26 protein-coding genes are annotated in these 25,839 nt (G+C 65.4%); 4 read left to right on the top strand and 22 right to left on the bottom strand.

From position 1 onward, the window contains the following. Positions 1–533: 533 nt before the first annotated feature. The gene (gene fdxA, locus ABT375_RS17150; RefSeq protein WP_261935372.1) at positions 534–872 is read left to right on the top strand and encodes a ferredoxin FdxA; all 339 of its coding nucleotides are present in this window, start codon (positions 534–536) and stop codon (positions 870–872) included. Positions 873–1,116: 244 nt separating this feature from the next. Then, positions 1,117–1,644, top strand: coding sequence for a CarD family transcriptional regulator (locus tag ABT375_RS17145; RefSeq protein ID WP_007709832.1), 528 nt, complete (start codon positions 1,117–1,119; stop codon positions 1,642–1,644). Between the two features lie 159 nt (positions 1,645–1,803). On the opposite strand, the gene ABT375_RS17140 is transcribed toward ABT375_RS17145, so the two are convergent. The 12 genes from ABT375_RS17140 to ABT375_RS17085 form a co-directional block, all read right to left on the bottom strand. Beyond that, complete coding sequence (locus tag ABT375_RS17140) at positions 1,804–2,046, bottom strand: hypothetical protein (protein WP_224548353.1); 243 nt, start codon at positions 2,044–2,046, stop codon at positions 1,804–1,806. 66 nt (positions 2,047–2,112) lie between these two features. After that, positions 2,113–2,565 carry a GDSL-type esterase/lipase family protein gene (locus ABT375_RS17135; RefSeq protein WP_416463446.1) on the bottom strand — a complete coding sequence of 151 codons (453 nt, stop codon included), beginning with the start codon at positions 2,563–2,565 and terminating at the stop codon, positions 2,113–2,115. A gap of 79 nt (positions 2,566–2,644) precedes the next feature. Continuing rightward, positions 2,645–3,016, bottom strand: a complete 372-nt coding sequence (locus ABT375_RS17130) for a GDSL-type esterase/lipase family protein (RefSeq protein WP_416463445.1) — start codon at positions 3,014–3,016, stop codon at positions 2,645–2,647. A 69-nt stretch (positions 3,017–3,085) separates the two neighbouring features. Next, positions 3,086–3,583 (bottom strand): asparaginase domain-containing protein, encoded by a 498-nt coding sequence (locus ABT375_RS17125; protein WP_224548351.1) that lies wholly within the window; start codon positions 3,581–3,583, stop codon positions 3,086–3,088. 63 nt (positions 3,584–3,646) lie between these two features. Continuing rightward, entirely contained in the window at positions 3,647–4,474 is an 828-nt protein-coding gene (gene proC / locus ABT375_RS17120; protein ID WP_416463444.1) for a pyrroline-5-carboxylate reductase, read from the bottom strand. A gap of 4 nt (positions 4,475–4,478) precedes the next feature. Then, a complete protein-coding gene (locus ABT375_RS17115) occupies positions 4,479–4,985 on the bottom strand; it encodes a YbjN domain-containing protein (RefSeq protein WP_066604191.1) in 507 nt (168 codons plus the stop codon). Positions 4,986–5,038: 53 nt separating this feature from the next. Then, the gene (locus ABT375_RS17110) at positions 5,039–5,338 is read right to left on the bottom strand and encodes an accessory factor UbiK family protein (protein WP_224548348.1); all 300 of its coding nucleotides are present in this window, start codon (positions 5,336–5,338) and stop codon (positions 5,039–5,041) included. A 42-nt stretch (positions 5,339–5,380) separates the two neighbouring features. Continuing rightward, the gene (locus ABT375_RS17105; protein WP_224548346.1) at positions 5,381–5,929 is read right to left on the bottom strand and encodes a TspO/MBR family protein; all 549 of its coding nucleotides are present in this window, start codon (positions 5,927–5,929) and stop codon (positions 5,381–5,383) included. A 25-nt stretch (positions 5,930–5,954) separates the two neighbouring features. Next, complete coding sequence (locus ABT375_RS17100) at positions 5,955–9,059, bottom strand: efflux RND transporter permease subunit (protein ID WP_416463443.1); 3,105 nt, start codon at positions 9,057–9,059, stop codon at positions 5,955–5,957. Beyond that, on the bottom strand, positions 9,059–10,108 hold the full coding sequence (locus ABT375_RS17095) for an efflux RND transporter periplasmic adaptor subunit (RefSeq protein ID WP_416463442.1): 1,050 nt from the start codon (positions 10,106–10,108) through the stop codon (positions 9,059–9,061). Before ABT375_RS17095 ends, ABT375_RS17100 begins: the two co-directional genes overlap by 1 nt. A gap of 88 nt (positions 10,109–10,196) precedes the next feature. After that, complete coding sequence (locus ABT375_RS17090) at positions 10,197–10,934, bottom strand: TlyA family RNA methyltransferase (protein ID WP_224548341.1); 738 nt, start codon at positions 10,932–10,934, stop codon at positions 10,197–10,199. Further along, the gene (locus tag ABT375_RS17085) at positions 10,934–12,976 is read right to left on the bottom strand and encodes a protein-disulfide reductase DsbD family protein (protein ID WP_416463441.1); all 2,043 of its coding nucleotides are present in this window, start codon (positions 12,974–12,976) and stop codon (positions 10,934–10,936) included. Before ABT375_RS17085 ends, ABT375_RS17090 begins: the two co-directional genes overlap by 1 nt. A 77-nt stretch (positions 12,977–13,053) precedes the next feature. On the opposite strand from ABT375_RS17085, the gene ABT375_RS17080 reads away from it, so the two are divergent. Beyond that, positions 13,054–14,730, top strand: a complete 1,677-nt coding sequence (locus ABT375_RS17080) for an alkaline phosphatase family protein (RefSeq protein WP_416463440.1) — start codon at positions 13,054–13,056, stop codon at positions 14,728–14,730. A 15-nt stretch (positions 14,731–14,745) separates the two neighbouring features. On the opposite strand, the gene epsC is transcribed toward ABT375_RS17080, so the two are convergent. From epsC to ABT375_RS17035, 9 genes are all read right to left on the bottom strand, one after another. Beyond that, positions 14,746–15,750 (bottom strand): serine O-acetyltransferase EpsC, encoded by a 1,005-nt coding sequence (gene epsC / locus ABT375_RS17075; RefSeq protein WP_390902461.1) that lies wholly within the window; start codon positions 15,748–15,750, stop codon positions 14,746–14,748. 92 nt (positions 15,751–15,842) lie between these two features. Then, positions 15,843–17,174 (bottom strand): ATP-binding protein, encoded by a 1,332-nt coding sequence (locus tag ABT375_RS17070; protein ID WP_261935378.1) that lies wholly within the window; start codon positions 17,172–17,174, stop codon positions 15,843–15,845. Continuing rightward, a complete protein-coding gene (locus tag ABT375_RS17065; protein WP_224548335.1) occupies positions 17,171–17,881 on the bottom strand; it encodes a response regulator in 711 nt (236 codons plus the stop codon). The genes ABT375_RS17070 and ABT375_RS17065 overlap by 4 nt, the downstream gene beginning before the upstream one ends. Positions 17,882–18,070: 189 nt before the next feature. After that, on the bottom strand, positions 18,071–18,928 hold the full coding sequence (locus ABT375_RS17060; RefSeq protein WP_224548334.1) for a TorF family putative porin: 858 nt from the start codon (positions 18,926–18,928) through the stop codon (positions 18,071–18,073). A 294-nt stretch (positions 18,929–19,222) separates the two neighbouring features. After that, positions 19,223–20,719 (bottom strand): SulP family inorganic anion transporter, encoded by a 1,497-nt coding sequence (locus ABT375_RS17055; protein WP_224548333.1) that lies wholly within the window; start codon positions 20,717–20,719, stop codon positions 19,223–19,225. Between the two features lie 3 nt (positions 20,720–20,722). After that, entirely contained in the window at positions 20,723–21,421 is a 699-nt protein-coding gene (locus ABT375_RS17050; protein WP_224548332.1) for a carbonic anhydrase, read from the bottom strand. A gap of 179 nt (positions 21,422–21,600) precedes the next feature. Continuing rightward, complete coding sequence (locus tag ABT375_RS17045) at positions 21,601–22,311, bottom strand: response regulator (RefSeq protein WP_224548331.1); 711 nt, start codon at positions 22,309–22,311, stop codon at positions 21,601–21,603. Continuing rightward, the gene (locus tag ABT375_RS17040; RefSeq protein ID WP_224548330.1) at positions 22,308–22,760 is read right to left on the bottom strand and encodes a hypothetical protein; all 453 of its coding nucleotides are present in this window, start codon (positions 22,758–22,760) and stop codon (positions 22,308–22,310) included. Before ABT375_RS17040 ends, ABT375_RS17045 begins: the two co-directional genes overlap by 4 nt. Before the next feature lie 135 nt (positions 22,761–22,895). Then, positions 22,896–23,426, bottom strand: a complete 531-nt coding sequence (locus ABT375_RS17035) for a hypothetical protein (RefSeq protein ID WP_224548328.1) — start codon at positions 23,424–23,426, stop codon at positions 22,896–22,898. A gap of 213 nt (positions 23,427–23,639) precedes the next feature. Between ABT375_RS17035 and ABT375_RS17030 the strand changes: the two genes are divergently transcribed. Beyond that, the gene (locus ABT375_RS17030; RefSeq protein WP_416463439.1) at positions 23,640–24,608 is read left to right on the top strand and encodes a magnesium and cobalt transport protein CorA; all 969 of its coding nucleotides are present in this window, start codon (positions 23,640–23,642) and stop codon (positions 24,606–24,608) included. Here ABT375_RS17030 and ABT375_RS17025 read toward each other — a convergent pair. Continuing rightward, a complete protein-coding gene (locus ABT375_RS17025) occupies positions 24,595–25,641 on the bottom strand; it encodes a LacI family DNA-binding transcriptional regulator (RefSeq protein ID WP_224548325.1) in 1,047 nt (348 codons plus the stop codon). The genes ABT375_RS17030 and ABT375_RS17025 overlap by 14 nt on opposite strands. Positions 25,642–25,839: the final 198 nt, after the last annotated feature.

The following is a 25,839-nucleotide window of genomic DNA, read 5'->3' as shown; positions in this document are numbered from 1 at the left end:
GGGACAGATCAGGCACCGTTTCGTCAGCCATCGACCAGAATCGGACATATAAGCATCGTCACCCTGAACTTGTTTCAGAGTCCATTCCTCTGGATAGAGCAATGGTTTATTCGGCTCGATGGATGCTGAAACAAGTTCAGCATGACGCCGTGGGGAATGTCGCCTTCCCACCCTAATCAGCCATGTCGCGCCTTCCCCAATCGTCTGTCCTACACCCCCGGATTGCCCTATGGTGCCATCCGGCTCCTTCCCATGGTCTATCCCGCCCCACCGCCAGCCAGCACGGCTGGCGGACAATTCGCCGTGAAAATTTCGCCATAGGCGACATGCAAGAAGTTCGGGAAGATCCGGACCCCAGGTCCACCGCCCCAATTTCGGCGAACCTCCGCAAAACATCTCCCTGCAATGGTGTGAACTTCGCCTCTCCGCCCGGCCAAACCGGTCCTAAACACCACGCAACAATATCCTCATTGACCTTCGGCCTGCCTAAGCATAGCAGGACGGCGTTTTTCCAAGCCAAGAGTGCCCTGACAATGACCTATGTCGTGACCGACAACTGCATCCGCTGCAAATATATGGATTGCGTCGAGGTCTGCCCCGTGGACTGTTTCTACGAGGGCGAGAACATGCTGGTCATCAACCCCAGCGAGTGCATCGACTGCGGCGTGTGCGAGCCCGAATGCCCGGCCGAGGCGATCCTGCCCGATACCGAGAATGGCCTGGAAAAATGGCTGGAGCTGAACACGAAATTCTCCGCCGAATGGCCCAACATCACGGTCAAGGGCGACGCGCCTGCCGATGCCGACGCGATGAGCGGTATCGAGAACAAGCTGGAGAAATTCTTCTCGCCCGAGCCCGGCGCCGGCAACTGATCCGGGCGGCCCGCGCCGCCCATCCTGCGTCCCGTTTTGCGCCACACTCCCGGCCTTCATGTCCGGGGGTGGTAATTTTGTTACGAATCTGCTAAATAGCGCTCCAACGGTCGGACATCCCCCTGCCCGACCCTGGAGAATACGCTTCATGTCTTGACGGTGGCGCCGTGGACCTCCCGGCATATGTCTCTTGCACATCTGCCCCGCGACGGCCCGTTCCCCGGTTGAATTGGAAAGGTATCAAATGGCTGCCAAGGCGCTGTCCTTTGACGTTGGTGATTATGTCGTTTACCCCAAGCACGGCGTTGGCCGTGTGATCGAACTGCAAAAGGAGCAGATCGCGGGCATGGAGCTGGAGCTATATGTGCTCCGTTTCGAAAAAGAGCGCATGACGCTGCGCGTTCCGACCAATAAAGCCGAAGGCGTGGGCATGCGCAAGCTGTCCTCCAACAAGACGCTTGAGGAATCGATGGAAACCCTCAAGGGCAAGCCCAAGGTCAAGCGGACCATGTGGTCGCGCCGTGCGCAGGAATATGAAGCGAAGATCAATTCGGGCGACCTGGTGTCGATCGCCGAAGTGACCCGCGACCTGTTCCGGGCCGACGACCAGCCCGAGCAGAGCTATTCCGAACGCCAGATTTTCGAAGCCGCGTCCAGCCGCCTCGCCCGCGAACTCGCCGCGATGGAAGAAACGGATGAGCCGACCGCGCTCAAGAAGATCCTGCGCATCTTGAACGAAGCCGCACCCAAATATGCCAAGGTCGAAGGCTGACAAGCCGGCCGCTCAGGCTGAAAAAGGAAAAGGGACGCTCCGATCATCGGAGCGTCCCTTTTTATTGGCCTTCTGCGACAGTGTCGTGCGGAAAAAGGAGAGCCGCCTTTTTGCAAAGCGGCCTGCGCTATCCAATGCATCGCCCTCGGCGAATACCCTTTACTGGCCCTTGTCGCCCACGGCATCCTTGGCCGCGGAACCGACATCGCTGGCCGCCTGACCGACCTGATCCGCCGCGCCTTCCACCGCTTGATTCTTGCTGGTTTGGCTGGTGACCAGGAAGAAGGCCGCGACGGCGACCACCACAACCAGCAACAGGATGGCGAAGGTCGTGCCACCGCCGCCACGCTTCTCTATGACCGTTGTCGTGGTCGTCGCGGGACGCTCCTGATAATCCGCCATGAGATGATCCTCCATAGTGTTTCTGGGTTTCACAATGCTTGGAGGGATGCGGCGGTTCCCCTCGCTCTATCGCCCCAGCATGCGGTCGAGCGCCGTCGCGATGGCGGTCATGCCCGCCAGATTGGGATGATAGGGCGTGAACGGATCGACGCCGGGACGCGCGACGAAGCCGTTCGACCAAGGCTGCGCCGCGCAGGCATCATGCCCGCGCGACAATGTCGAGGCACGCAGCACGTCGGCGCCATTGTGCTTCGCCACGCTGGCGGTCAGGCGCGCCAATCGATCGGCCGTCGCCTGCGCCGTGGCAAGCGCCTGCCCCGACAAAGGCACTTGCGGACATGGCGCGCCCGATGGCAGCAAGGTGACATAATCGACAAAAACGATCCGGGCCTGCGGTGCACGACGGCGAGCCTCCGCCGCGATCCGATCGAGATCGGCGGCCAGTTTCGACCAGTCCGCGTCTGTCGGGACGGCGGGTGCCGGGAAGGATGGCTGCCGCGCCGTCATAGCCTTGCACATGGCGAAAGCTTTCGCGAGGGCGGGACGATCCTCCGCACCCTTGCAGGATTCGACGAACAGATAGCCGACATAGCTGACATCATTTGCCGCCGATGGTGATCGTCACCAGCGCCGTATCGGGCGTCAGTGCGTCCAACTGCGGCGCCAGTTCCTTCCACGGCCCCAGCAGATGCGCGGTGGTGGCGCCGCCGCAACTGACGTCGACCAGATCAAGCTGGCGCAGGCGCGCCAGTTGATGCGCATAATTATCCTTCGACCGGGTGCAGCGCGTGGCGGGATTGTCCGCCGATACCGTCACCCCCGGTCCGGCGGCAAAGGAGCTGCCCAAGGCGACATAGCGGGCGGATGGCACGGTCGGCGCGGTAGACTGGCCCGGCGCGGTGGCGCAGCCCGCCACCAACAGGATGGGCAGGAGAGCCGCCAGCATGGTCGATCGATATTTGCTATTCACCCGTCATCTCCCGCATAGCCATCCACGGGCGGCTTCGCCCGCAGTCGCCGTTAAACGCGACCCGTGCCTTTAGAGCGGGACGAAGGCGCCCTTTGCCCGGTCCTTGATCACCTTGTCGGCGCGGAACACCGATCCGCTCATGGTGATGTAGACGCCCGGCTCCGCGACTTGCGCCGTGGCGAAGGCCATGCCGAGGTTGAAGCTGGCGTCGCTCTCGCCGAAGCGCGCAGGGGCGAGCGCGCCGACCAGCACGATGGTCTTGCCCTCGATCCCGGCAAGCTGCCTGGCCGTGTCGGTCATGGTATCGGTGCCATGGGTGATGACGATGTGATTTTCGACCGCCGCGGCGACGCGGGCGTAGATCAGCGCACGATCCGTCTCGTCGAGTTCCAGACTATCCTTGCGCGTCACTTCCTCGATACGGAAGGGCCGCTTGACCCGCGCGACCTCCAGCAGCTTGGCCATCACGGTTTCGCCGACCTGATAGTCGGACAACGCGTCGAAATAGATTTTGTCGATCGTGCCGCCGGTGGTGAGCAGCAGGATCGGTGTATCGGGGGACAACATGGCGGACTCCGGGGATCGATAAGCGCGCGCCTTAGCGCAAAAGCCTTCCCCCCGGAACCGCCCTTATGCGCCGCGCGCCATCGCTTCGCCGCGGTCGCGGGCGGCGGCCAGCGTATCGGTCAGCAGCGCCAGCAGCCGGTCATCGGCGTCGAGGGCGTTCAGTCCCTCGCGCGTCATACCGCCGGGGCTGGCGACGCGATCGGCCAGCACGCCCGGACCATCATTGGCGCGGGCGGCCATATTGGCCGATCCCTGCACCGTCGCCATCGCCATGCGCGCGGCCTGATCGGCGGGAATGCCGATCGCCTCGCCTGCCCGCGCCAGCGCATCGACGAAGCGGAACAGAAAGGCAGGGCCACAGCCCGACAGCGCCGTGACCTGATTGAACAGGGCTTCGTCGGCGATCCACTCGACCAGGCCAAGCGGCTGGATCAGCGCGGCCACGTCCGCCCTGGCCTGGGCCGAGGTTGCGTCGTCGGTGAATAGCGCCGTTACCCCCTCGCCCAGCCCGACCGGCAGGTTGGGCATGGCGCGCACGATATCGCGGGCAACGGGGAAACGGGCGCGCAGATCGGCGAGCGTCGTGCCGGCGAGGATCGAGACGATGCGCGTGTCGGCGGCGCATAGCGGCGCCAGCGCAACGGCGACGTCGGCGATCTGATAGGGCTTCATGCCCAGCAGGACGGTGGTCCCTGCGGGCAGCGCAGCGGGATAGTCCGTCACGACCGCGACGCCGTCGGCCACCGGCTGGCCGCTGGGGCGCAGCACCGTGACGCGCGCGGGGTCGAGGCCGCAGTCGAGCCAGCGGGACAGCATCTGCCCGGCCATGTTCCCGCAGCCGACCAGAAAGAGATGATCGGGGAAGAGATGATCAGGCCAGGTCTGCGTCATCGGATCAGGCCTCGCCGCGGGTTTCGATCAGGCTGGCGGAAATCGCCTCCGACGGCGACTTGCCGCCCCAGAGCACGAACTGGAACACCGGATAGAAACGCTCGCATTCATCGATCGCGGTTTCGACCAGCAACTGCGCCTGATCGAGCGTCAAGGTGCCGCCTGCGCCGAGCAGCGCGCCATGGCGGAACAGGATGATGCCGCTCGACGACCAAAGCTCGAAATGGCCCAGCCAGAGCTGTTCGTTGATGAGGCCCAGCGTCTCGTAGATGGTGCCGCGCTTCTCCTCGGTCACGCGAATGTCAGGCAGCGCCAGCAGTTGGAGCACCTGATCCTCGTCGCGCCAGATGCCGCGCAGCTCATATTGCGCCCATGACCCCTGGGTGTTCGCGACGATCTCATCTTCGCCGACCTGCTCGAACGTCCAGCCATGCGCTTCGAAATAGGCCGCCAGCATATCGATCGGCGCGGCTTCCCCGCCGCCATGTTCAAATTCGTCGCTATCCATCATCGGCGCGCCTTATCACCGCATACCGCGAAAGGACAGACAAAGGGTAGAGTAGATCAGTCCGCACCCTTCGGCTTGGGCTTGGCCGCCTTGACGGTCTTGGTGACCGGTTCGCCGGCCTTGCCTTCCAGCGCGTCGAGCCGCGCCTTGAGCAGTTCGACTTCCTCGCGCGCGGCGGCGGCCATCGCCTTGACCGCGTCGAATTCCTCGCGCGACACGAATTCCATGCCGCCGATCCATTCCTTCGCCCGTTCGCGCGCGTTGGTTTCGAATTCGCGCCCCATGCCCGCCACGGTGCCGGCGGCGCCGTTCACCAGCTTGGCGAGATCGTCGAAAAAGCGGTTTTCGCTCTGCATTGCCTTATCCTCTGTGCGGCGCGCGATCGGCGCGCCCGTAAATCATATCTGGGTTCTGAGCGCCGGGGCGACAAGGGTCGCCGCATCGGGGTTCAGGCGGCCGATCTCATAGTTGAGGAAGGAGGCGAAGGCCAGCCACGCCAGATAGGGCAGCAACAGCACCCCGGCGAAACGGCGAATACGCCAGAAAAGCGCGGTCGTTACGGCGACCAGCACGAAAATGATGAGGATCAGCGCCAGCGCGCTACCGACCTGATGCGCGCGAAAGAAAAGCGGCGACCAGCAGAGGTTGAGCAGCAACTGGGCCAGGAACAGGGCGATCGCCCCGCCCCGCCCCTTCGCGCCGCGGGCATGCAGCACGATCGCGAAAGCCAGCGCCATCATGACGTAGAGGATGGTCCAGGCGACCCCGAACGCCCAGCCCGGCGGCATCAACGCGGGCTTTTCCAGCGCATCGAACCAGCGATTGCCATAGCCGCTATTGGCGAGACGCCCCGACAGGAACCCCAGAAAGACGATCGCAGGCACCGTGACCAGCGCCCAGCGCAGATAGGCAAGACGCAACTGACCGGGGGACGCAATCTCGTTCATCGGCAACGCAGCTCCAGAAAGCCTGTCATTCGGCGGGATCGGGCGAATCCTTGAGCGCCGAATCCAGCTTGCGGCCAACGGTTTGCGGAGAAACTGTCCGCTTGGCAACGCGGGAATAGAAGATCGGGATCAGGAACAGCGTGATGAGCGTCGCCAGGCTGACGCCGAACACCACGACCGTGCCGATCGAGTGGCGCGCCGCCGCCCCCGCACCGCCGCGAATGACCAGCGGCACCGCCCCGATCACGGTCGCGATGGAGGTCATCAGGATCGGCCGCAGGCGGCGCTTGGCGGCTTCGCGGATCGCCTCGGCTATCTCCAGCCCTTCGTCGCGCAACTGGTTGGCGAACTCGACGATCAGGATGCCGTTCTTGGCCGCCAGCCCCACCAGCATGACGATGCCGATCTGGCTGTAGAGGTTGATCGACCCGCCGGTGATCGCCAGCCCCAGCGCGCCGCCCGCCACCGCCAAGGGCACGGTAGCGATGATGACGCCGGGATGGATGAAGCTTTCGAACTGGGCGGCGAGCAGCAGATAGACGATCAGGATGGTGAGACCGAAGACCAGCCAGATCGACCCGCCGGTTTCGCGCAGCGACTGGCTCTCGCCGCGATAGCCGATGGCCAGCACTTCGGGCGACTGGCGCGCCTGATCCTCCAGAAAGGCCAGGCCCTGACCCAGCGACGTGCCCGGCGCCAGCGCGGCGGTCAGGGTGATGGCGCGCAGCTTGTTGTAGCGATTGAGCTGGCGCGGCCCGGCGACTTCCCGCACGGTGACCAGCGCGGACAATGGCACCAGCGCGCCGGTGCGCGAACGGACATTGATCCGCTCCAGATCCGCCACAGTCCGGCGGCCATCCTCCTCCGCCTGCACGAGTACGCGATATTCCTCGCCGCGATCGACATAGGTGCCGACGCGGCGCGAACCGAGCAGGCTCTGCAACGCCTGGCTGACGTCGTTGACCGATACGCCCAGATCGCCCGCACGGGCCAGATTGGCCTCGATCCGCATCTGCGGCTTGGTTTCCTTATAATCGCTGTCGACGTTGATGAGACCGGGATAGTCGGCGGCTGCCGCCATGATCCGGTCGCGCGCGGCGACCAGCCCTTCATAGGTGGAACCCGCCAGCACGATATTGACCGGGAGGCCGCGACCGCGCCCCAGTCCCGATCGCGGCGCCGCATTGCCGCGCACGCCGGGCTGATCGGCGATCACCCGGTTGACGATGGTCGCGACTTCGGCCGTGGTGATGGTGCGATCTTCCCATGGCCGCAGGAAGGCGATGACGTTGCCGCCGTTGAAATCGTCTGTCGAACCGAAACCGGCCGGTGTGCGGATCACCAGATTCTGGAGCGTTCCATCCTTGCGCAGGAAGGCGAGGTCGTCCTCGATCTTCTTCATATAGGCCATCATCCGGGCAAAGCCGGTGCCTTCGGGCGCGCTGATCTGCGCTTCGACCACGCCTGTGTCTTCGGCAGGGGCCAGTTCGCTCGGCAGGCGGGTGAAGAAGAAGCCGGCGACGCCCAGGAACAGCAGCACGCCCAGCAGCGGCAACAGCGGCTTCCTGATCGCGCCGTCCAGCCAGCGGGCATAGCCATGTTCCAGTCGCTGGAAACGATCGTCGATCCAGCGCGCCATTCGACCGCGCTCGGCGGTCTTGAGCAGCTTGGAGCAGAGCATCGGCGCGAGGCTCAGGGAGATGAACCCGGAAAAGGCGATCGCCGCGATCATCGCAATAGCGAGTTCGCGGAACAGCAGGCCGGTCTGGCCGGCCAGAAACATGACGGGCACGAAGACCGCGCACACGACGAGCGTGGTCGAGATGATGGCGAAGCCGACCTGGCGCGTGCCGAGATAGGCGGCGACCAGCGGATCTTCCCCCTGTTCGATGCGGTGATAGACATTTTCCAGCACGACGATGGCGTCGTCGACCACCAGACCGATGGCGAGCACGAAGGCGAGCAGGGTCAGCAGGTTGATCGACAGGCCCAGCAGCCACATTACCGCGCAGGTCGCGAGCAGGCAGATCGGCACGGTAACGGCGGGCACGATCGTCGCACGCACCGACCCCAGGAACAGGAAGATGACGAGGATGACCAGCAAGGCCGCCTCGATCAGCGTGTCATAGACATTGGCGATGGCGCGCTCGATGAACAGGGATTCGTCGGTGCCGATGGCGACACGCATCCCCTGCGGCAGAGTAGGCTGCAATTCCTTGATCAGCGCCTTGGCCTTTTGCGCGACCTCCAGCGTGTTCGCGCCGGACTGGCGGATGATGCCAAGGCCGATCGCGGTCCCCTGATTGGAACGGAAACTGCTATAGGGGTTTTCCGCGCCTTCCTCGATCCGGGCGACGTCGCCCAGCTTCACCTGATAGCCGTCCGTGCCGCGGCCGACGACGAGCTGCGCGAACTGGTCCGGCGTGGCGAAGGGGCGTTCGACGCGCAGGGTCTGGTTCTGGTCCTGCGATTCGAACCTGCCGGCGGGCAGCTCGACATTCTGGCTGCGCAGCGCGGCTTCGACATCGGCCGGAGTCAGGCCGAAGGCCGCCAGCTTTTCGGCGTTGAACCAGATGCGGGTCGAGGGCCTCGCCTCGCCGCCGATGGTGACGCGCGCGACGCCATCGATGGCGGAAAAGCGGTCGGCAACGTTGCGATCGAGATAGTCGCTGATCTGGATCGACGACCAACCGGGACGGGAAAAAGCGAGGAAAAGGATGGAGCGGGCGTCGGAATCGACCTTGCGGATTTCAGGCGCCAGCGCATCTTCCGGCAAATCCTCCACCACCGACCCCACCCGGTCGCGCACGTCATTGGCGGCGCTGTCGATATCGCGCGACGGATCGAATTCGATATTGATGTCCGACCGGCCGTCCTGCGACGTCGACGTGATGGTCTGGATGCCCTGCACCCCCGCCACGCCATCTTCGATCAGCTGGGTGATACGGGTTTCCACTACCGACGCGGCGGCGCCGGTATAGGTAGTTTCGACCGATACGATCGGCGGGTCGGTATCGGGATATTCGCGCACCGACAGGCTGAGATAGCCGACGATGCCGATGATGCACAGCAGCACCGCGACGACCGCGGCGAAGACCGGGCGGCGGACCGAAAGATCGGATAGCTGCATCAGCGGGCGCCCTTGCCGGGACCATCCTTGGACTTATCGCCGGGCAGGCGCACGGTGACGCCGTCGGTGAGCTTGACCACGCCTTCGGTCACGATCTTCTGACCCGGCTTCAAGCCGTCCAGTATCTCGACCCGACCATCCTGACGAATGCCGGTGCTGACTTTGGTCCGCTTGGCGGTGCGGTCCTCGATCACGAAGACGAAACGCTCGTCGCCGTCGCCCACCACCGACAGTTCAGGCACCGACAGCGACTGGCGCTGGCGCGCGAGCACGCTCACGGTCAGCAACATGCCGGGCTTCAGCGCCTTGTCGGGATTGGGCAGGATCGCCCGCACCTTCACCGCGCGAGTGGCAGGGTCGATGACGGGATCGATGGTGGCGATGGCGCCGTTGAACGGCCGGTCGGGCCAGGCCGCGGACACCGCCTTGATCGTCATGCCTTCGCGGATCATCGCCAACCGGGTTTCGGGAATGGTGAAATCCAGCTTGATGCGGCTGATGTCGCTGACGGTGGCGATGGCGGTCCCGGCCGTCACGATCGCGCCGGGCGATACGGTGCGCAGGGACACCCAGCCGGAGAAGGGCGCACGGATCACCCGGTCACCGATCGAGGCGCGGGCCAGCTGTGCATTGGCGCGGGCGGCATTGGATAGCGCAACCTGCTGCTCCAGCGTCGCACCGGTGGCGAAGCCGCGCGCTTTGAGCGCCTGGATGCGCTGGAGTTGTTGACTCGCTTGCAGCGCAGTCGCCTCGGCCGACGCAAGTTCCGCCCGTTCCTGCCCTACCGCCAGCCGGGCGATCACCTGACCCTTGGTCACATAGCCGCCATCAGAGAAGTTGATCGCCTCGATCCGCTCGGTCACCGGCGCGGACAGCACCACCTGTTCATTGGCGAGCGCGGTGCCGACCGCCTCCAGATTGTCGGTGAAGGCGGTGGGCGCGATGGACTGCACCTCCACCAGCGGGACGGCGCGCGGCTTCTTTTCCTTTTCTCCGCCACAGGCGGCAAGGGACAGGGCAAGCAGAAGGACCGGGAGAATAGGACGCATGATGGAAGGGTAACTAGCCTTTGCTGACGGCACAATTGGACTTGGTCCGCACCTTATGATGGTAGAGTTGGGAACGAACATACGTCCATTATCCACCAAGCCGGGCGTAGAGAAGAAATTCGACATTGCCCTGCGGCCCGGTAATCGGGCTTTGCGTCAGGCCCGCGACAGTCCAGCCCTGCGACACGGCCCAGTCCTGCACTTCGGCGCAGACCCGGTCGTGGACGGCGGGATCGCGGATCACGCCATTCTTGCCCACTTCCTCCCGCCGCGCTTCGAACTGCGGCTTGATGAGGGCGACCATCTGCGCGCCGGGTTTCGCAAAGCCGATCGGCTTTTCCAGCACCTTGGCCAGGCTGATGAAGCTGGCATCGCAGACGATGATGTCCACCGGTTCGGGGATATGCGCGTCGGTCAGGATGCGGGCGCTGGTCTGTTCGTGAACAACGACGCGATCGTCGGCGCGGATCTTCCAGGCGAGCTGGTTGGTGCCGCTGTCGACCGCATAGACCTTCGCCGCCCCCTTGGTCAGCAATACGTCGGTAAAGCCGCCGGTCGAGGAGCCGACGTCGATGGCGACGAAGCCGGTGACGTCGATGGCAAACTCCTCCAGGGCGTGAGCCAGCTTGATGCCGCCGCGCGACACCCAGGGATGGTCGCGACCGCGTACGTCCAGTTCCGTGCCTTCGGGCACCTGCTGCCCGGCCTTATCGACCTTGCGGTCGCCCAGGAAGACGAGGCCGGCGAGGATCAGCGCCTGCGCGCGCGCGCGACTTTCGGCAAGGCCGCTGTCGACGAGCAGCTGGTCGGCACGCACCTTGGCCATCAGCGCACCAGTCCGGCAAGGGTGGCGGGGGTGAGGAGTTGCGGCAGGGTCTGCGCTTCCTTGCCCGGCGCGTAGAAGAGATAGAGCGGGACGCCCGACCGGCCCTGCGCTTCGAGGAAGCGGGTGATGGCGGGATCGGCATTGGTCCAGTCGCCGACCATGACCGTGACGCCGGCTTTGTCGAAGGCGGCGCGGGTTTCGGCGCGGTCGATCGCGGCGGCCTCATTCGCCTTGCAGGTCAGGCACCAGTCGGCGGTAAAATAGAGGAAGACCGGCTTGTTCGCGGCGCGCAGTTCAGCGAGTTTTGCGACATCGAAATGGACAGTTGAATCGCCTTTTTCGATAGCCGTCGGCGCGCGGCTCGGCAGGGCGTAGGACGCGCCACCCAGCAGCGCGAAGCCCGCAAGCGCCGCGATCCGGCCGCCACCCTTGCCCACCTGCTGGCGACCGCCCAGCCACCAGAGCAGCAGCGCCAGCAGCAGCGCCGCGGCCAGGCCGATCGTCATGCCCGACACGCCGCGCTGCTGGCCGAGCAGCCAGGCGAGGCCGAGCGCGGTCAGGAACATCGGGATGGCGAGGATCTTCTGGAAACGGCCCATCCAGCCGCCGGGCTTCGGCAATCCTTTGCGAAGCGCTGGAATATAAGCGAGCAGCAGAAAGGGCAGCGCCAGCCCCAGCCCCAGCCCGGCGAATATCGCCAGCGCAGCCGCCAGGGGCAGCAGCAGCGCCGCGCCCATCGCCGCCGCCATGAACGGTCCGGTGCAAGGTGTCGCGACGAAGGCGACCAGCGCCCCGGTCCAGAAGGAGCCGACAACACCGCCCTTGCCCGCCAGAGCCTCGCCGCCGCCATAGGCACTAAGATCGAAGAGCCCCGCGAGATTGAAGGCAATACCGGTCACCAGCAGCAGCAGCGCCAATATGATGCGCGGGTCTTGCAACTGGAACGCCCAGCCGACCGCCCCGCCCGCTGCGCGCAACAGCAGCAGCGCGCCGCCCAGCGCCAGACAGGTCAGGATGACCCCCAGCGTATAAGCCAGAGCCTCGCGCCGGACGGTGCGCTCGTCACCACCCGCTTTCGCCAGCTTCATCGCCTTAAGGCCCAGGATCGGGAAGACGCATGGCATGATGTTGAGCAGCAGCCCGCCCAGCAGCGCGCCCCCCAGCGCGGCGAGGATCGTGCGTCCTTGCCCGCCGCCGGATGCACCGGCGACCTGTCCGGGTTTCGCCGTCAACAGGAAGCCGACATGGTCGCCGGTCCGCAATACCGCCTGAACCGTACCGCCCTTGCCACCCTCGGCCGCGTCCGTCTCGATCAGCAGCCTGTCGCCCTCCCGCGTTACCGTCTGCGGCGCGGCGTAGCGGGCCAGCCCCTCGGCCAGCGGAAAGAGGTGGATGCCGCTGGCCTGCGCGCTGGCCGGGAAAGGCACCGACAGGCGCAGCTTGCCATTCTGTACCGCATAGCTTGCTTCCGAACCCAGCGGCCGGGGCAGATGGGTCCGCCATCCATCGAAGCGGGTCCGATCGGCCGCCGACACGGTGCCGTCGCCTACGACCAGATCCAGCGTCAGATCGCCGCTTTCGGGCACGCAGACCTTGTCGGTGCAAGCTAGCCATTGCGCCTTCGCCCGCACCGGCAGGCGGGTGCCGGGCGCAAGGCCCGCTGCGACCTTCAGCGTCGCCAGCACGCCATAGGGGCCTTCATAGACATGGTTCATCAGGCCGGAGATCAGCAGCGTTTCCGGCACCGGATAGCGCAGCGTGCCGACGGTGACGCCGGCGGGCAGGGTCCAGTCGACCGTCATGCCCAGACCCGCATCGCCGGGATTTTCCCAATAGCCGTGCCAGCCCTTTTCCGGCGTCATGGCGAAGGCGATGGTCGTGCCCTCGCCGGCCTTGGGCGCAGCGCTTTCCGCCGCCAGCGTGGCGGCGATATGCGCCGGCCCGCCGCCGAACGCGCCTTGCGCCTGTGCCGCGGGCACCTGCGCGACGGACAGGCCTGCCAGCAGGGCAAACGTCATGAATATGACTTGAAAAATGCGCATCGGGCCTCTGGTCGGGTGGATGCAAGGGGGCTAGGTCGCTCCCTATCCGCCGTCAAGGCATGAGAAGGTCAGAGAATATGTTGAAACGAGTCGCTGCCGCCCTGTTGCTCGCCACCGCCCTGGCCCTCGTCGCGCCGGTCGTGGCGCAAAGCCCTGCTCCGGCCGCCGCAGCAACCATGCCCACGATCCCTCCAAAGCTGATCGTCGCGATCAGCGTGGACCAATTCTCCGCCGACCTGTTCAGCGAATATCGCCAATATTATAGCGGCGGCCTCAAGCGGTTGACGAGCGAAGGGGCGGTCTTCCCGCGCGGCTATCAGAGCCATGCCGCGACCGAAACCTGCCCCGGCCACTCCACCATCCTGACCGGCAGCCGCCCGTCGCGCACCGGCATCATCGCCAATAACTGGTTCGACCTCAGCACCCAGCGCGAGGACAAAAATGTCTATTGCGCCGAGGACGAGACGCAGCCCGGCAGCAGCAGCGACAAATATGAAGCCTCCCCCCTGCATCTGAAGGTGCCGACGCTGGGGGGCCGGATGAAGATCGCCAACCCCGCCACCCGCGTCGTGTCGGTCGCGGGGAAGGATCGCGCGGCGATCATGATGGGCGGCGCGACCGCCGACCAGGTGTGGTGGCTGGGCGGGCCGCAGGGCTATGTCAGCTATAAGGGGATCGCCACCCCGCCGCTGGTGGCCAAGGTCAACGCGGCGATGGCGCAGCGGCTGGCCCAGCCCAATCCGGGCTTCGAACTGCCGCCCCAGTGCGTGTCGAAGGATTTCCCGGTGCAGGCGGGCGACAGGACCGTCGGCACCGGCCGCTTCGCGCGCGCGGCGGGCGATTATAAGAGCTTCCGCATTTCGCCGGAGCAGGATGCGATGACGCTGGCCTTCGCCGCGGCGGCGATCGAGACTATGGCGCTGGGCAAGCAGGCGCAGACCGACATCATCTCGATCGGCCTGTCGGCGACCGACTATGTCGGCCACACTTACGGCACCGAAGGCACCGAAAGCTGCATCCAGGTCGACCGGCTCGATCATGAACTGGGCGCCTTCTTCGATCGGCTGGACAAGGACGGCATCGACTATGTCGTGGTGCTGACCGCCGATCATGGCGGCCACGACCTGCCAGAGCGTCACCGCCTCAACGCCATGCCGATGGAACAGCGCGTCGACATGGCGCTGACGCCCAAGGCGCTGAACGCCGCCATTGCCGACAAGGCGGGCCTGCCCGGCAAGAAGGTGCTCTGGGGCGACGGCCCGTCAGGCGACCTCTATTTCGACAAGGGGCTGACCGCCGCCCAGCGCGCGCGCGTCGAGGCCGAAGCGCTCAAGCTGCTGCGCGCCCATCCCCAGGTCCAGACCGTCTTCACCAAGGCACAGATCGCCGCCACCCCTTCCCCGTCCGGCCCGCCGGAAAGCTGGAGCCTGATCCAGGAAGCGCGCGCCAGCTTCTATGCGGAGCGGTCGGGCGACCTGCTGCTGCTGCTGAAACCCCGCGTCATGTCGATCCCGGAGCAGGCGACCATGGGCGCGGTCGCGACCCATGGTTCGCCCTGGGATACGGACCGCCGCGTGCCGATCCTGTTCTGGCGCAAGGGGATGCAGCATTTCGAACAGCCGCTGGGGGTGGAGACGGTGGATATCCTCCCGAGCCTCGCCGCGCTGATCCATCTGCCGGTGGCGAAGAGCGAGATTGACGGACGCTGCCTGGATCTGACGGCGGGAGACGGGGATAGCTGCGCGGGGCAATAAGCAAACGAATGTTGGCTAGATATTCTCGCCCACCCCGTCCGTGCTTTCCAGCATGGCGTGGACGCGGTGCGGGGCGGAGACTTCGACCCGGCTGGTCACCTCATAGTGCGCCTTGGCCTGGCGCACATGGCTGTCGGCCGGCACGCTGTCGGTCAGCCAGACATTGCCGCCGATGACGGAACGGCTGCCGACGATGATCCGGCCCAGGATCGTCGCCCCGGCATAGACGACCACATCATCCTCGATGATCGGATGGCGCGGCAACGCCTTTTCCAGCGCGCCCTTCCCGTCCGCCGGAAAGCTGCGCGCACCCAGCGTCACGCCCTGATAGAGGCGCACCCGATCGCCCACGATCGCGGTTTCGCCGATCACGACGCCGGTGCCGTGATCGATGAAGAAGGACTGGCCGATGGTCGCGCCGGGATGGATGTCGATCCCGGTCTTGCCATGGGCGATTTCCGACATGATGCGCGCCACCAGCGGCGCGCCCAGTCGATGCAGGCGATGCGCCAGCCGATGATGGATGATCGCCAGCATGGACGGATAGCAGATCAGCACCTCGTCCACGCTGCGCGCGGCGGGATCGCCCAGGAAGGCGGCATCGACATCGGTGTCGAGCAGCACGCGCAGCGTCGGGAGGCTCTGGGCGAAGGCCGCGATGATGCGCGCCGCTTCGCGATCGACCGCTTCCGCCGGCTCGTCCTTCAGCGCGTAGATGAGTTCGAGCCGGATCTGGCCGTAGAGGCGGCTGAGCACCGTCTGCAGCGTTTCGGCGACATAGGCGTCCTCATTATGCAGACGCACGAAGCTCGGGCCGAGGCGCAGGGGGAACAGCGCGCCGCATAGCGACTGCATGATCCTGGTGAGATTATCGCGCGACGGGAAGCCTTCGGCGCCATATTCGGCATGATGCTGCTGCGCCTGCCGCCACCGGCTGCGCGCGGCGCCCAGTTCCGCCGTCAGCGCCGCAATGTCCCAATAGCCTTCGACGATCCGATCATCGTCCTGTCCGTCTGCCATCATATCCGCCTCATGCGCCTGTTGCCGCGGGCATAGCGTGGTCGCGGGCGCAGCGATAAACGAGTTTTGCTTGGGGTCGGACAGATTCTCTTTTAGCTGCGCACCAATGACCTGGGCAGGTGCAGGCAGATTTCGGCGCGCAGGCCGCCTTCGGGCCGGTTGGCAAGCGTCAGTTGTCCACCTTCGGCCCGTACCGCCTTTTCGACGATGGCGAGGCCCAGGCCGAGGCCGCGGGTATTGCGCTGGCGCGCATCGTCGAGCCGGGCGAAAGGCCGCAGCACCTCCTCCAGTCGTTCGCGCGGGATGCCGGGACCGTCGTCATCGACTCGGATCAATATCTCGGTCCCGACCCGCTCCAGCGAAACGCGGGCGCGTTCGCCATAGTGGAGCGCATTCTCGATCAGATTGCGCACCGCCCGGCGCAGCGACAGGGCGCGCACCGCCATTTCCAGATGATCCGGTCCTTCATAGGCCACATCGTCGCCATGGTCCTGAAAGGCATCGACGATGGTGGCGATGGTGACCGCGACATCGGTGCGCACGGGCGGCTCAGGGTCTTTCTCGCCACCCAGGAATGCAAGCAGCGATTCCAGCATCGCCCCCATTTCCTCCAGGTCGCCGGCCATCGCCTGCTGGATGTCACCGTCCTTCACCCCCTCCAGCCGCAACTGCAGCCGGGCGAGCGGGGTGCGCAGGTCGTGCCCGACCGCCGCCAGCGTCTCGGTTCGTTCGTTGATGAGACGGTGGAGACGCGACTGCATCATGTTGAACGCCGCGATCAGGTTGCGCACGTCGCTGGTCCCGGCTTCAGGCACCATCACCGCGGCGCCCAGACCGATACGGTGGGTCGCATGGGTCAGGTCGCGCAGCGGGGCGAGCGTCCTGCGGATCAGCAGCCAGCCGGCGATCAGCAACGCCAGCACCGGGATCAGCGCCAGTCCCAGCCGACCGAGGGTAAAGGCCCATTTGCTGCCGCCATGATGCATGCCGAAATAGAGCCAACTGCCGTCCGGCAATTGCAGGCCGCCATTGATTTCCGAATGACGGCTGGGCGAGGCGAGCCGCAGCCAGAGGCGCGACCGCTCCAGGCTGGGTTCCCAGGCAATGATCTGCTGGCGCATCCGTTCCAGTTCGGGCGACAAGGGCGGCGGCGGCGGCGCGGCGGGCGACCAATGGACGTCGTAGCGATCGGTCGTCAGTTGCAGGCCGAGCGCGGGGCGTTCCGCAGGCGGCTGCTCGGTCAGCAGCTTGCGCGCGATGACCAGATGTTCGGCCAGGCGCCGGGCTTCGTCGTCCTGTAGCGACATCTGGCTGGTGCGCTCGTAGATGAGCGTGCCAACCGCAAATTCCAGCATGACCGTCAACAGCAGGATCGCGAAAAGGCGGCCGAGCAGCCCCAGCGATCCCCTGACATGGCGTCTCAAGCGCGGCTGACCTCTGCGTTGAACATATAGCCCACGCCGCGGACAGTGGTGATCGGCGCGCCCTTGTCGGCTGTGGACAATTTACGACGCAGGCGGCTGACGAGGACGTCGATGCTGCGATCGCTGCTGTCACCCATGCGGGTGCGCGACAGTTCGATCAGCCGCTCGCGCGCGATGACGCGCTGCGGATGGCTGAGGAAGGAGCCGAGCAGGTCGAATTCCGCCCCGGTCAGCTCGACGATCGCGCCGGTGGGAGAACGCAGCTCGCGCCGGGGGAAGTTCACGCTCCAGCCATCGAAATGGGCTTCGCTCTCGCGATGCTCGTCCGGGCCGCGCTCCACGCCGACGCGGCGCAGGATGGCGCGGATGCGGGCGATCAGTTCGCGCGTGCCGAAGGGCTTGGGGAGATAATCGTCGGCGCCCAGTTCCAGCCCGACGATGCGATCGGTTTCGCTGCCCTTGGCGCTGATGAAGATGATGGGGACGTCGCTCTTGCGCCGGATCTGGCGGCAGAGGTCGATGCCGTTGGTGCCGGGCAGCATGACGTCGAGCACGACCAGATCGACCGGGCCAGCGTCGAACGCCACCCACATTTCGGGACCGGAAGAGGCCGGCCGCACCTGATAGCCATGTTCCTGCAGCGCGCGCGCGGTCAGGGTGCGCAGCGGCGGATCGTCTTCGACGAGGATGATCGAAGGGGCGGTCATGAAGGCGTCAGCGCACAAAATGTCATGGTCGGGAAATAGGGGTCGCCGGATCGGCGGTCAACCGCGCGGGCGGCGGGAAGGGCCGAAACGCAACTGCAGCAACAATTTGTCACGGCAGGGAAAAGTCCCGGCCCCGCCCGGAGCCAGGGACCGGTACCGGGCCTGGCGAACCAGGCCCGGCGATATGGATCAGAAGGCGGCCGAGATCGAGAACAGGACCTGGCTGCGGACGATCGACTTGCCGGCATTGTCGGCGTCGGCAACCGACAGGTTCGGGCGCAGATAATTTTCCTCGACCCGGGCGATGTCGGTGTCGACATAGGCGATGCCCAGCGTCAGCGGCGTGCCGGGAATGGCGACGTCCGCACCCACCAGCCAGTCGAGATATTTGCCGGTCGGCGCGACCGACGTGCCGTTCGGGCCAAGGCCGCTATTGCCCTTCGACCAGCCCAGATGCGCCTTCAGCGTCACCGGGGTGTTGGGAACCGCGCCGCTGACGTCGCTCCAGATGTAGAAATTGTCGTTCTTCTTGCCGGGGCGGTCGGGGATGCCGGTCGCATAGCTGGCGGCGTCGTTATACCATTTGCCCAGCGCCTGCTGCTTGGGCGCATAGGCGACGCCGAGCAGTCCCTTGACCGGGCCGAGCTGGCTCGACAGCTTGACATAGGGTTCGGCGAAATCGGTTTCGTCCGCACCCGACGGATACATGTACCAGGTCAGGCCGACGTCCAGCGTCGTCGTCTCGTTGAGCGGGATGGCATAGCCGGCGAACAGGTCCAGTTCGATGCCGGCGCCACCGAAGGTGCCCCAGCCTGCCAGGTTCGATGCCCAGGTGCCGACATAGGCGCCGCTTTCATGGGTAGCGGTGATGCCGCCCTGGACAGCCATGGCCTTGTCGCTCTGCGACACGCCGCGGAAGCGATAATCGGAGATCAATCCGACGCTGCCGGTGACGGTGACGGGGCTGGCGGGTTCTTCCTGCGCGAAAGCCGGCACGCTGGACAGGAGCGCGAGGGCGGCACAAGCGATTTGATACTTCATGAACATTCCCCTTAACGTTGGAATGTTCCGTCCTGCATCCGCTCTGGCCCAAAGATCTGTTGTTGATCGTCTTCGATACCGGCGGATGATCTTGGACTATGCGTTGGCGACGACCAGGCAAACCGCTTTTCTCGCACCTGCGAAAGGATCAACCATGCTGTGATATGCGGGGCACGGTTCTTTGCTAAAACGGCAATATATGTTGCTAACATGTTTCCATACCGCAACGAGACAAAGAAATGCCGCCGTGCCCTAGGGGGAGGCACGGCGGCTCAAAACGTCGCCCTGTGTTGAGGGGGGTCAGGCGACGAGTTGACGCATACGTCCGGTGGCGCCGAACAGTTCGACCGGCGCCCCTCCGCCCCGGCGGCGATCGACCCATTCGCGCAGCATTTCCGCGCAGGTATGATCGATATGGCCGAGGCGTTCGACGTTGAGGATGACCAGACCGGCGGTCGGCAGCGATTCGAGCTTGGCCGACAGCTTGGGCAGGCTGAGGAAGGTGGCCGTGCCGCGCAGCGCCACTTCATGCGCTTCGCCGCGGCTTTCCTCTTCCATGTTCAGCCGCAGCCGCGTCGCGTGGGGCAGCAGTTCGAGCAGCGACAGGCCGATGCCCACCAGCACGCCGGTCAGCAGGTCGGTCGCCACCACGCAGATCAGCGTCGCCGCCCAGACGATCGCGGGCAGCGGACCGTAGAGGTGGAACAGATGCTTCACATGCGCGACGCTCACCAGGCGAACGCCGGTGATGACCAGGATGCCGGCCAGCGCGGCCATGGGGATTTCGCGCAGCAGCCAGGGCAGCAGCGCGACGAAGCCCAGGATCCAGATGCCGTGCAGGATGGCAGACAGGCGGGTCTTGGCGCCGGCCTGCACATTGGCCGAACTGCGGACGATGACGCCGGTCATCGGCAGCGCGCCGGCAAAGCCGCACAGCAGGTTGCCGACGCCCTGGGCACTGAGTTCGCGGTTGTAGTTGGTGCGCACGCCGTCATGCATCCGGTCGACCGCGGCGGCCGACAGCAGGGTTTCGGCGCTGGCGATGAAGGCGATAGCGATGGCGGTGGTGATCACCGTGGGGTTCATCAATTGCGCCAGCAGCCCCTGTTCCGGCAGACTGATCGCCGCGACGATCGATTCCGGCACGGTCACGCGCGCCACCGGCAGACCCAGGATGAAGGCGACCAGCGTCGCCGCAACCACGCCGACCAGCGCGCCGGGCACCAGCTTCATCGAAGCCGGCCGGAACTTTTCCCAGCCCAGCATACTGAAGATGGTGATGAGGCCGACGGCGAACGCCGTGACGGTGTCGCCCGTCGTGAGGCCCAGAATCTGACCCGGCATGGCGATCAAATTATGCAGGCCGCTGGACAATGGCTTGTCGTCGAACAGCACATGGAACTGACCGACCACGATCAGCACCCCGATCCCGGCGAGCATACCATGCACGACCGCAGGCGATATGGCCCGGAACCAGCCGCCGACCCGCAGCAGGCCGGCAACGATCTGGATCGCGCCCGCCAGAATGAGGATGGGACCAAGGGCGGACAGCCCCTGTTCGCGGACGATTTCGAAGACGATGACGGCCAGACCGGCAGCCGGTCCGCTGACCTGCAAGGGCGAACCCGCCAGCAGGCCGACGACCAGGCCGCCGATGATGCCGGTGATCAGACCCTTTTCCGGCGGCACGCCGGATGCGATGGCGATGCCCATGCAAAGCGGCATCGCCACCAGGAAGACGACGATCGACGCCGTAAAATCGCGGCTGAGATTGCCGCCGGAAAGAGCCTTCAACATGATTTACTCCGCCGCTTGGGCGTATTGGCCATCGCCGGCGAGGCGACGGGCGTGGGGAAGGGCGACGGGGAGCGGCTGCCCCTCGCGCAGTGGCGAGAAGCGCCCGGTTTCACCATCCAGCCCCAGCACCTGGCCGGCATGAATATCGACATACCAGCCATGCAGCGCGATCTCGCCGCGAGCGATGCCAGAGGCGACCGACGGATGGGTGCGCAGGTGCGCGAGCTGCACGACGACATTTTCCAGCGCCATGTTGCGCAGCTTGTCCGCGTCGCTCAGGTCGGTGGGATAATTTTCGCGGCACACTTTCTGCGCGGCATGCGAATGGCGCAGCCAGGCGGCGACGTTGGGCATCGATTCCAGATTGGCATCGGTGGCCAGCGCCTTCATCGCGCCGCAATCGCTATGGCCGCAGACGATGACGTCGCGCACGCCCAGCACCATGATCGCATATTCGACCGTTGCGGTGACGCCACCCAACTGGCTGGCATGGGGGGGGACGATATTGCCGGCGTTGCGGCAGACGAACAGGTCGCCGGGCGCAGCCTGCATGATCTGTTCGGGGACGATGCGCGAATCGGCGCAGGAAATCATCAGCGCCTTGGGGCTTTGGCCATGGCTGGCCAGCTGGTTATAGAGCGCGCTTTCGTTCGGGAAAACCTTGGTTTCGAAACTGAATACGCGGCCGAGTAGCTCGTTCATGGAGTCTATCCTCTTCTCACTATGGTGCCGGTCAGGGGACGGACCGGCTTGAGGAGGAGGATAAGGATACGGTTTTGCTGCGGCGCAGCGGGTTTGTTAAAAACTATGTCTGCGCAGCGGGCCGTGCGATTGCCGCGCCGAACCGCGAAAATCCGCGGCTCGGCGCAGGAACCGGCGCGTCAGCGCCGGTCGACCACGGCGCTGAACATATAGCCCACGCCACGAACCGTCACGATCGGCGCAGGCCGTCCACCCGCGCCCAGCTTGCGGCGCAACCGGCTGACCAGCACGTCGATGCTGCGATCCGACGACGGCGCATCGCGCACTCCCGCCAGTTCCATCAGGCGCGCGCGCGCAATCACCGTCTGGCTATGGTCGAGGAACACCGACAGCAACGCGAATTCGGCCGCGGTCAGTTCGACCAGACCGCCCTGGGGATCGGTGACTTCGCGCCGGGCGAAGTCGACGACCCAGCCATCGAAAATGGCTTCCGTCTGGCGGCGCAAGCCCAGCGCGCGCTCGCCCCGGCCACGCCGCAGCACCGCGCGCAACCGGGCGGCGAGTTCGCGCGCCGAATAGGGCTTGGCCATATAGTCGTCCGCGCCCAGTTCCAGCCCGACCACCCGGTCGACCTCCGAACTGTTCGATCCGACCAGGATGATAGGCACGTCGCTGCGTTCGCGCACGTCGCGGCAAAGGTCAAGCCCATCCGGCCCGCGCAGCGCCGCGTCCAGCACGACGGCGCCAACCGGCGTGCTGGTGAGGGCGCTGAAAATATCGGTCGCCGACGCCGCCGGCAGAGCGCGGAACCCGCTCTGCTCCAGATATTCGCGGACCTTGTGCCGCAAATCCTGGTGCGTTTCGGCGATCAGTATCAGCGGTGGACTCATCCCCCCTGAACGGCGCCCGGCACGGTCAGCGCGCGCACGCCATCCAGTTCGCCGACCAGCACGGCGCGATCCTGCTGCGCGACCGCGACGGCTTCCGCCGTGCGGGCCTGGGCGTAGCGGGCGACCTGCGCATCGATCTGGCTGCGCGCGGCGGTGCAGGTGCCGGCATAGCTGCCCGACAGCGGGGTGAAGCGATGGATCGCCTTGCCGAAGGCGGGGACGGCGCGGCCCTGCGCGGCGACGGCGCGATTGACGGTGACGTCGGCCTGCCAGCGGCAGACGGGCACGGCGCCGCGATTGGCAAAGCGCGGTTCGACTTCTCGCAGGCTGATCGCCGGCTGGGCATGATAGCTGGCGGTATAGGCCTGGGCGCCGTGGCTGATCTCGGCGCTGTGGATGGGGCTGGCGGCGGACAGGGCCGCCACGCCCGATGCGAGAATAAGGAACATGGGTTTCTCCTTTGCGACTTGGCGATCTGCAACATCTTGGCCGTGCAGCCGCGGACGGGAGAAAGATTAGGGCTGGCGAGTGTCTCCGTAATTTGCCGGACGTAACAAATCATTGCTGGCGCAATTATCGGCGCCTTACTGCGCAGCCATCAGCACCGGCGCGCGCGGCGCAATCGTCACGCCGCGAACATGCGCGATCAGCGCGGACAGCCACAGCGCATCGCCGGCCGCGCGATGCCGCGTCGCTCCCTGCCCGTCGGCAAAGGCCACGGCGGCGCCCACCCGCGCCTCGTCGGCGCCCTGCTCGTCGAACAGGGTCACGACATGCTGGATCGTGAAGGGCGTCGGCGCGCCCGCTGCGGCAGCCAGCGTATCGAGCCAATATTGATCGATCAGGCTGTCGGCGACCACCCGTCGGCCCTGCGTCGCGGCGACCAGTTCGGCGAGTACGACCGTTACGGGCAATCCCTCCCGCTCGATCCGGTCGCGGCTCAGGCCATGCAGCGCTTCCGCTTCGGGGGTCCAATCCCAGCCAGCCCAACTGTCGTGCGGACGAATCAGCCAGCTGCGCGAGACATCGCCATCCGCTATGCCCACTTCGATCGGGAAGGACCGTCCATGGCGTGGCAGGCAGGACGCCTCGAAATCGATAGTCGTGATGTGCAAGGCACAGCTCCAAATTTTCGTGCGGCCTGCCCCCTCCAAGCCTATGCCGCACGCTCTTCTATGCGCCCCTTTCGGCCTGAACTATGTCATGGCGAAGTCAATCGCCACCCCCTTCAGCAAAAATCATATGGACTGAAGCAGGGATGCGGCGAAAGGCGCGACGAAGGCTGCATTGTCTGCTAGCGAACGGAAACCAAAGGGAAACATAGCGCCATGACCGTCGTCGCCGCCTATCTCTATCGCAACGGCCAGCGGGTCCGCCCGGTGGCGATCGACGAGCGGGTCGAGTGCGCGCCCGACAAGTCGGAATTCATCTGGATCGGCGTGGCGGAACCTACCGTGGAAGAGGTGGAGACGCTGGCCCGCACGCATGGCCTGCATCCGCTGGCGGTGGAGGATGCGATCAAGGCGAACCAGTTGCCCAAGGTGGATATTTATGGCGATCAACTGTTCGTCGTCGCGCGCACCGCCCATGTCGAGGGCGACGCCATCTGCTATGGCGAAACCGCGCTGTTCGTCGGCCCCAGCCATATCATCTCCGTCCGCCACGGATCGGCCCGCGCCCATGTGGCGCTGCGCGAGGAACTGGAGGCGGTGCCCTCCCGCCTGGCTCAGGGGGTGGACTATGTGCTGCACGCCATCCTCGACTTCATCGTCGATGGCTATCTGCCGATCATAGAGGGAATTGAGGAGGAGGTGTTGGAAATGGAGCAGCAGATGATCGACCATTTCCTGCGCCGGGAAGACATCACCCGCATCTTCAGCCTCCGCCGCCAGCTCATCCGCTTTCAGCGCATCCTGCTGCCGATGCAGGAGGTCGCGACCAAATTCGTGAAGATGGACCTGCCCAGCATCGATCCGGACGCCCGCCCCTATTTCAGCGACGTGCGCGACCATGTCCGCCGGGTACAGACCATGGTCGACGACCTGCGCGAGATTCTGAACAGCGTCTTCGAATCGAGCAATCTGCTGGAACAGCAGCGTACCGGCGACATCACCCGGCAACTGGCCGCCTGGGCCGCGATCCTGGCGGTGCCGACCGCAATCGCCGGCATTTACGGCATGAATTTCGAACATATGCCCGAACTCAAGACGCGTTACGGCTATTTCGTGGTTCTGGGCGTGATCGGCGTGGTGTGCGCCTTGCTCTACAACCGTTTCAAGAAACTCAAATGGTTGTGACGGGCGCCGCGGACTCCCGCACCACCAGCTCATGCGCCAGATAATCGTTGACGCGCACGGCGGCGTCCCCGCCCCGCGCCAGCGCAACGGCCAGGGTGGCGGCCTGCGCTGAAATCTGCTTGCCCGGATGCTTGACGGTGGTGAGCGATGGCCAGATCTTCACTGCGATCGGGGTATCGTCGAATCCCGCCACCGACAGGTCGCGCGGCACGTCCAGCCCGCGGCGGTGCGCCAGCGAGACGATCGCAGCCGCCATGTCGTCATTGCTGGCGAAGATAGCGGTCGGCCGGTCGGGCATATCCAGCAGCATCGCGCCCGCCACCAGTCCCGATTCGAAGCTCATGTCGCCGCTGACGATCAGGTCGGGACGGATGGGCAGCCCCGCATCGCGCAGCGCCGCCTGATAGCCCTCGCACCGGGTGCGGTGGATCAGGTGGCCGGCGCCGCCGCGGATGAAGCCAATGGCCCGATGCCCCAGGCCGATCAGATAGGCGGTCATGTCCCGTGCCGCGCCGAAATCGTCGATCCGCACGCAATGATCGCCGGGCAGGTCGCCGCCGGGCGACATCGCCACCACCGGCACCGGAAAGTCGCGCGTCAGGCCGTGGCGATTGGCGACCTCGCAATAGGGCGGGACGATCAGGATCGCATGGGCGCCATTTTCCACCAGCCCCTGCATCTGCTGTGCGATCTCCTTGGGATCGCCGCTTTCCAGCGGGCGCAGCAACAGTTGCGCGCCCAGCCGACTGGTCGCGTCCAGCGCGCCGACCAGAATGGAACTGAGAAAGGCATTTTCGATATTGCGATAGAGTAGCCCGATCCGGGTCGCACTGGCGCTGGCGAGCGAGCGCGCCGCCATATTGGGAATATAGTTGAGTTCCCGCACCGCCGCCATCACCACCTCGCGCGTGCTGTCGCGCACCCGCGGACTGTTGTTGAGCACGTTGGACACAGTCATTGCCGACACGCCGGCCCGCTCCGCCACGGTCTGAATGGTGATGGCCTGGCTGGCGCGGCGACCCGAACGAGCCATGCGGAAACTCCTTGCAAACGGATGGGCACTGGCGCGCCACGCCCATGTTTAACGCTATATTCCGGGCGGTTGCAAATGCCCGATCGATCCCCTGTGACACAAAATCCGCATGATCGCCAAAAAATGTAGCGCTAAAATTTCGATATTGACTTCGCCGCCATAGGAGAAGATTTAGCGCTACAACCGAGCGGCCAACCG

This window comes from Sphingomonas sp. VDB2 (assembly GCF_047946695.1).
In the GTDB taxonomy this organism is placed as follows: Bacteria; Pseudomonadota; Alphaproteobacteria; order Sphingomonadales; family Sphingomonadaceae; genus Sphingobium; species Sphingobium bisphenolicum.
Note: the sequence above shows the minus strand (reverse complement) of the source record. Positions and strands in the feature narration are given on the sequence as shown.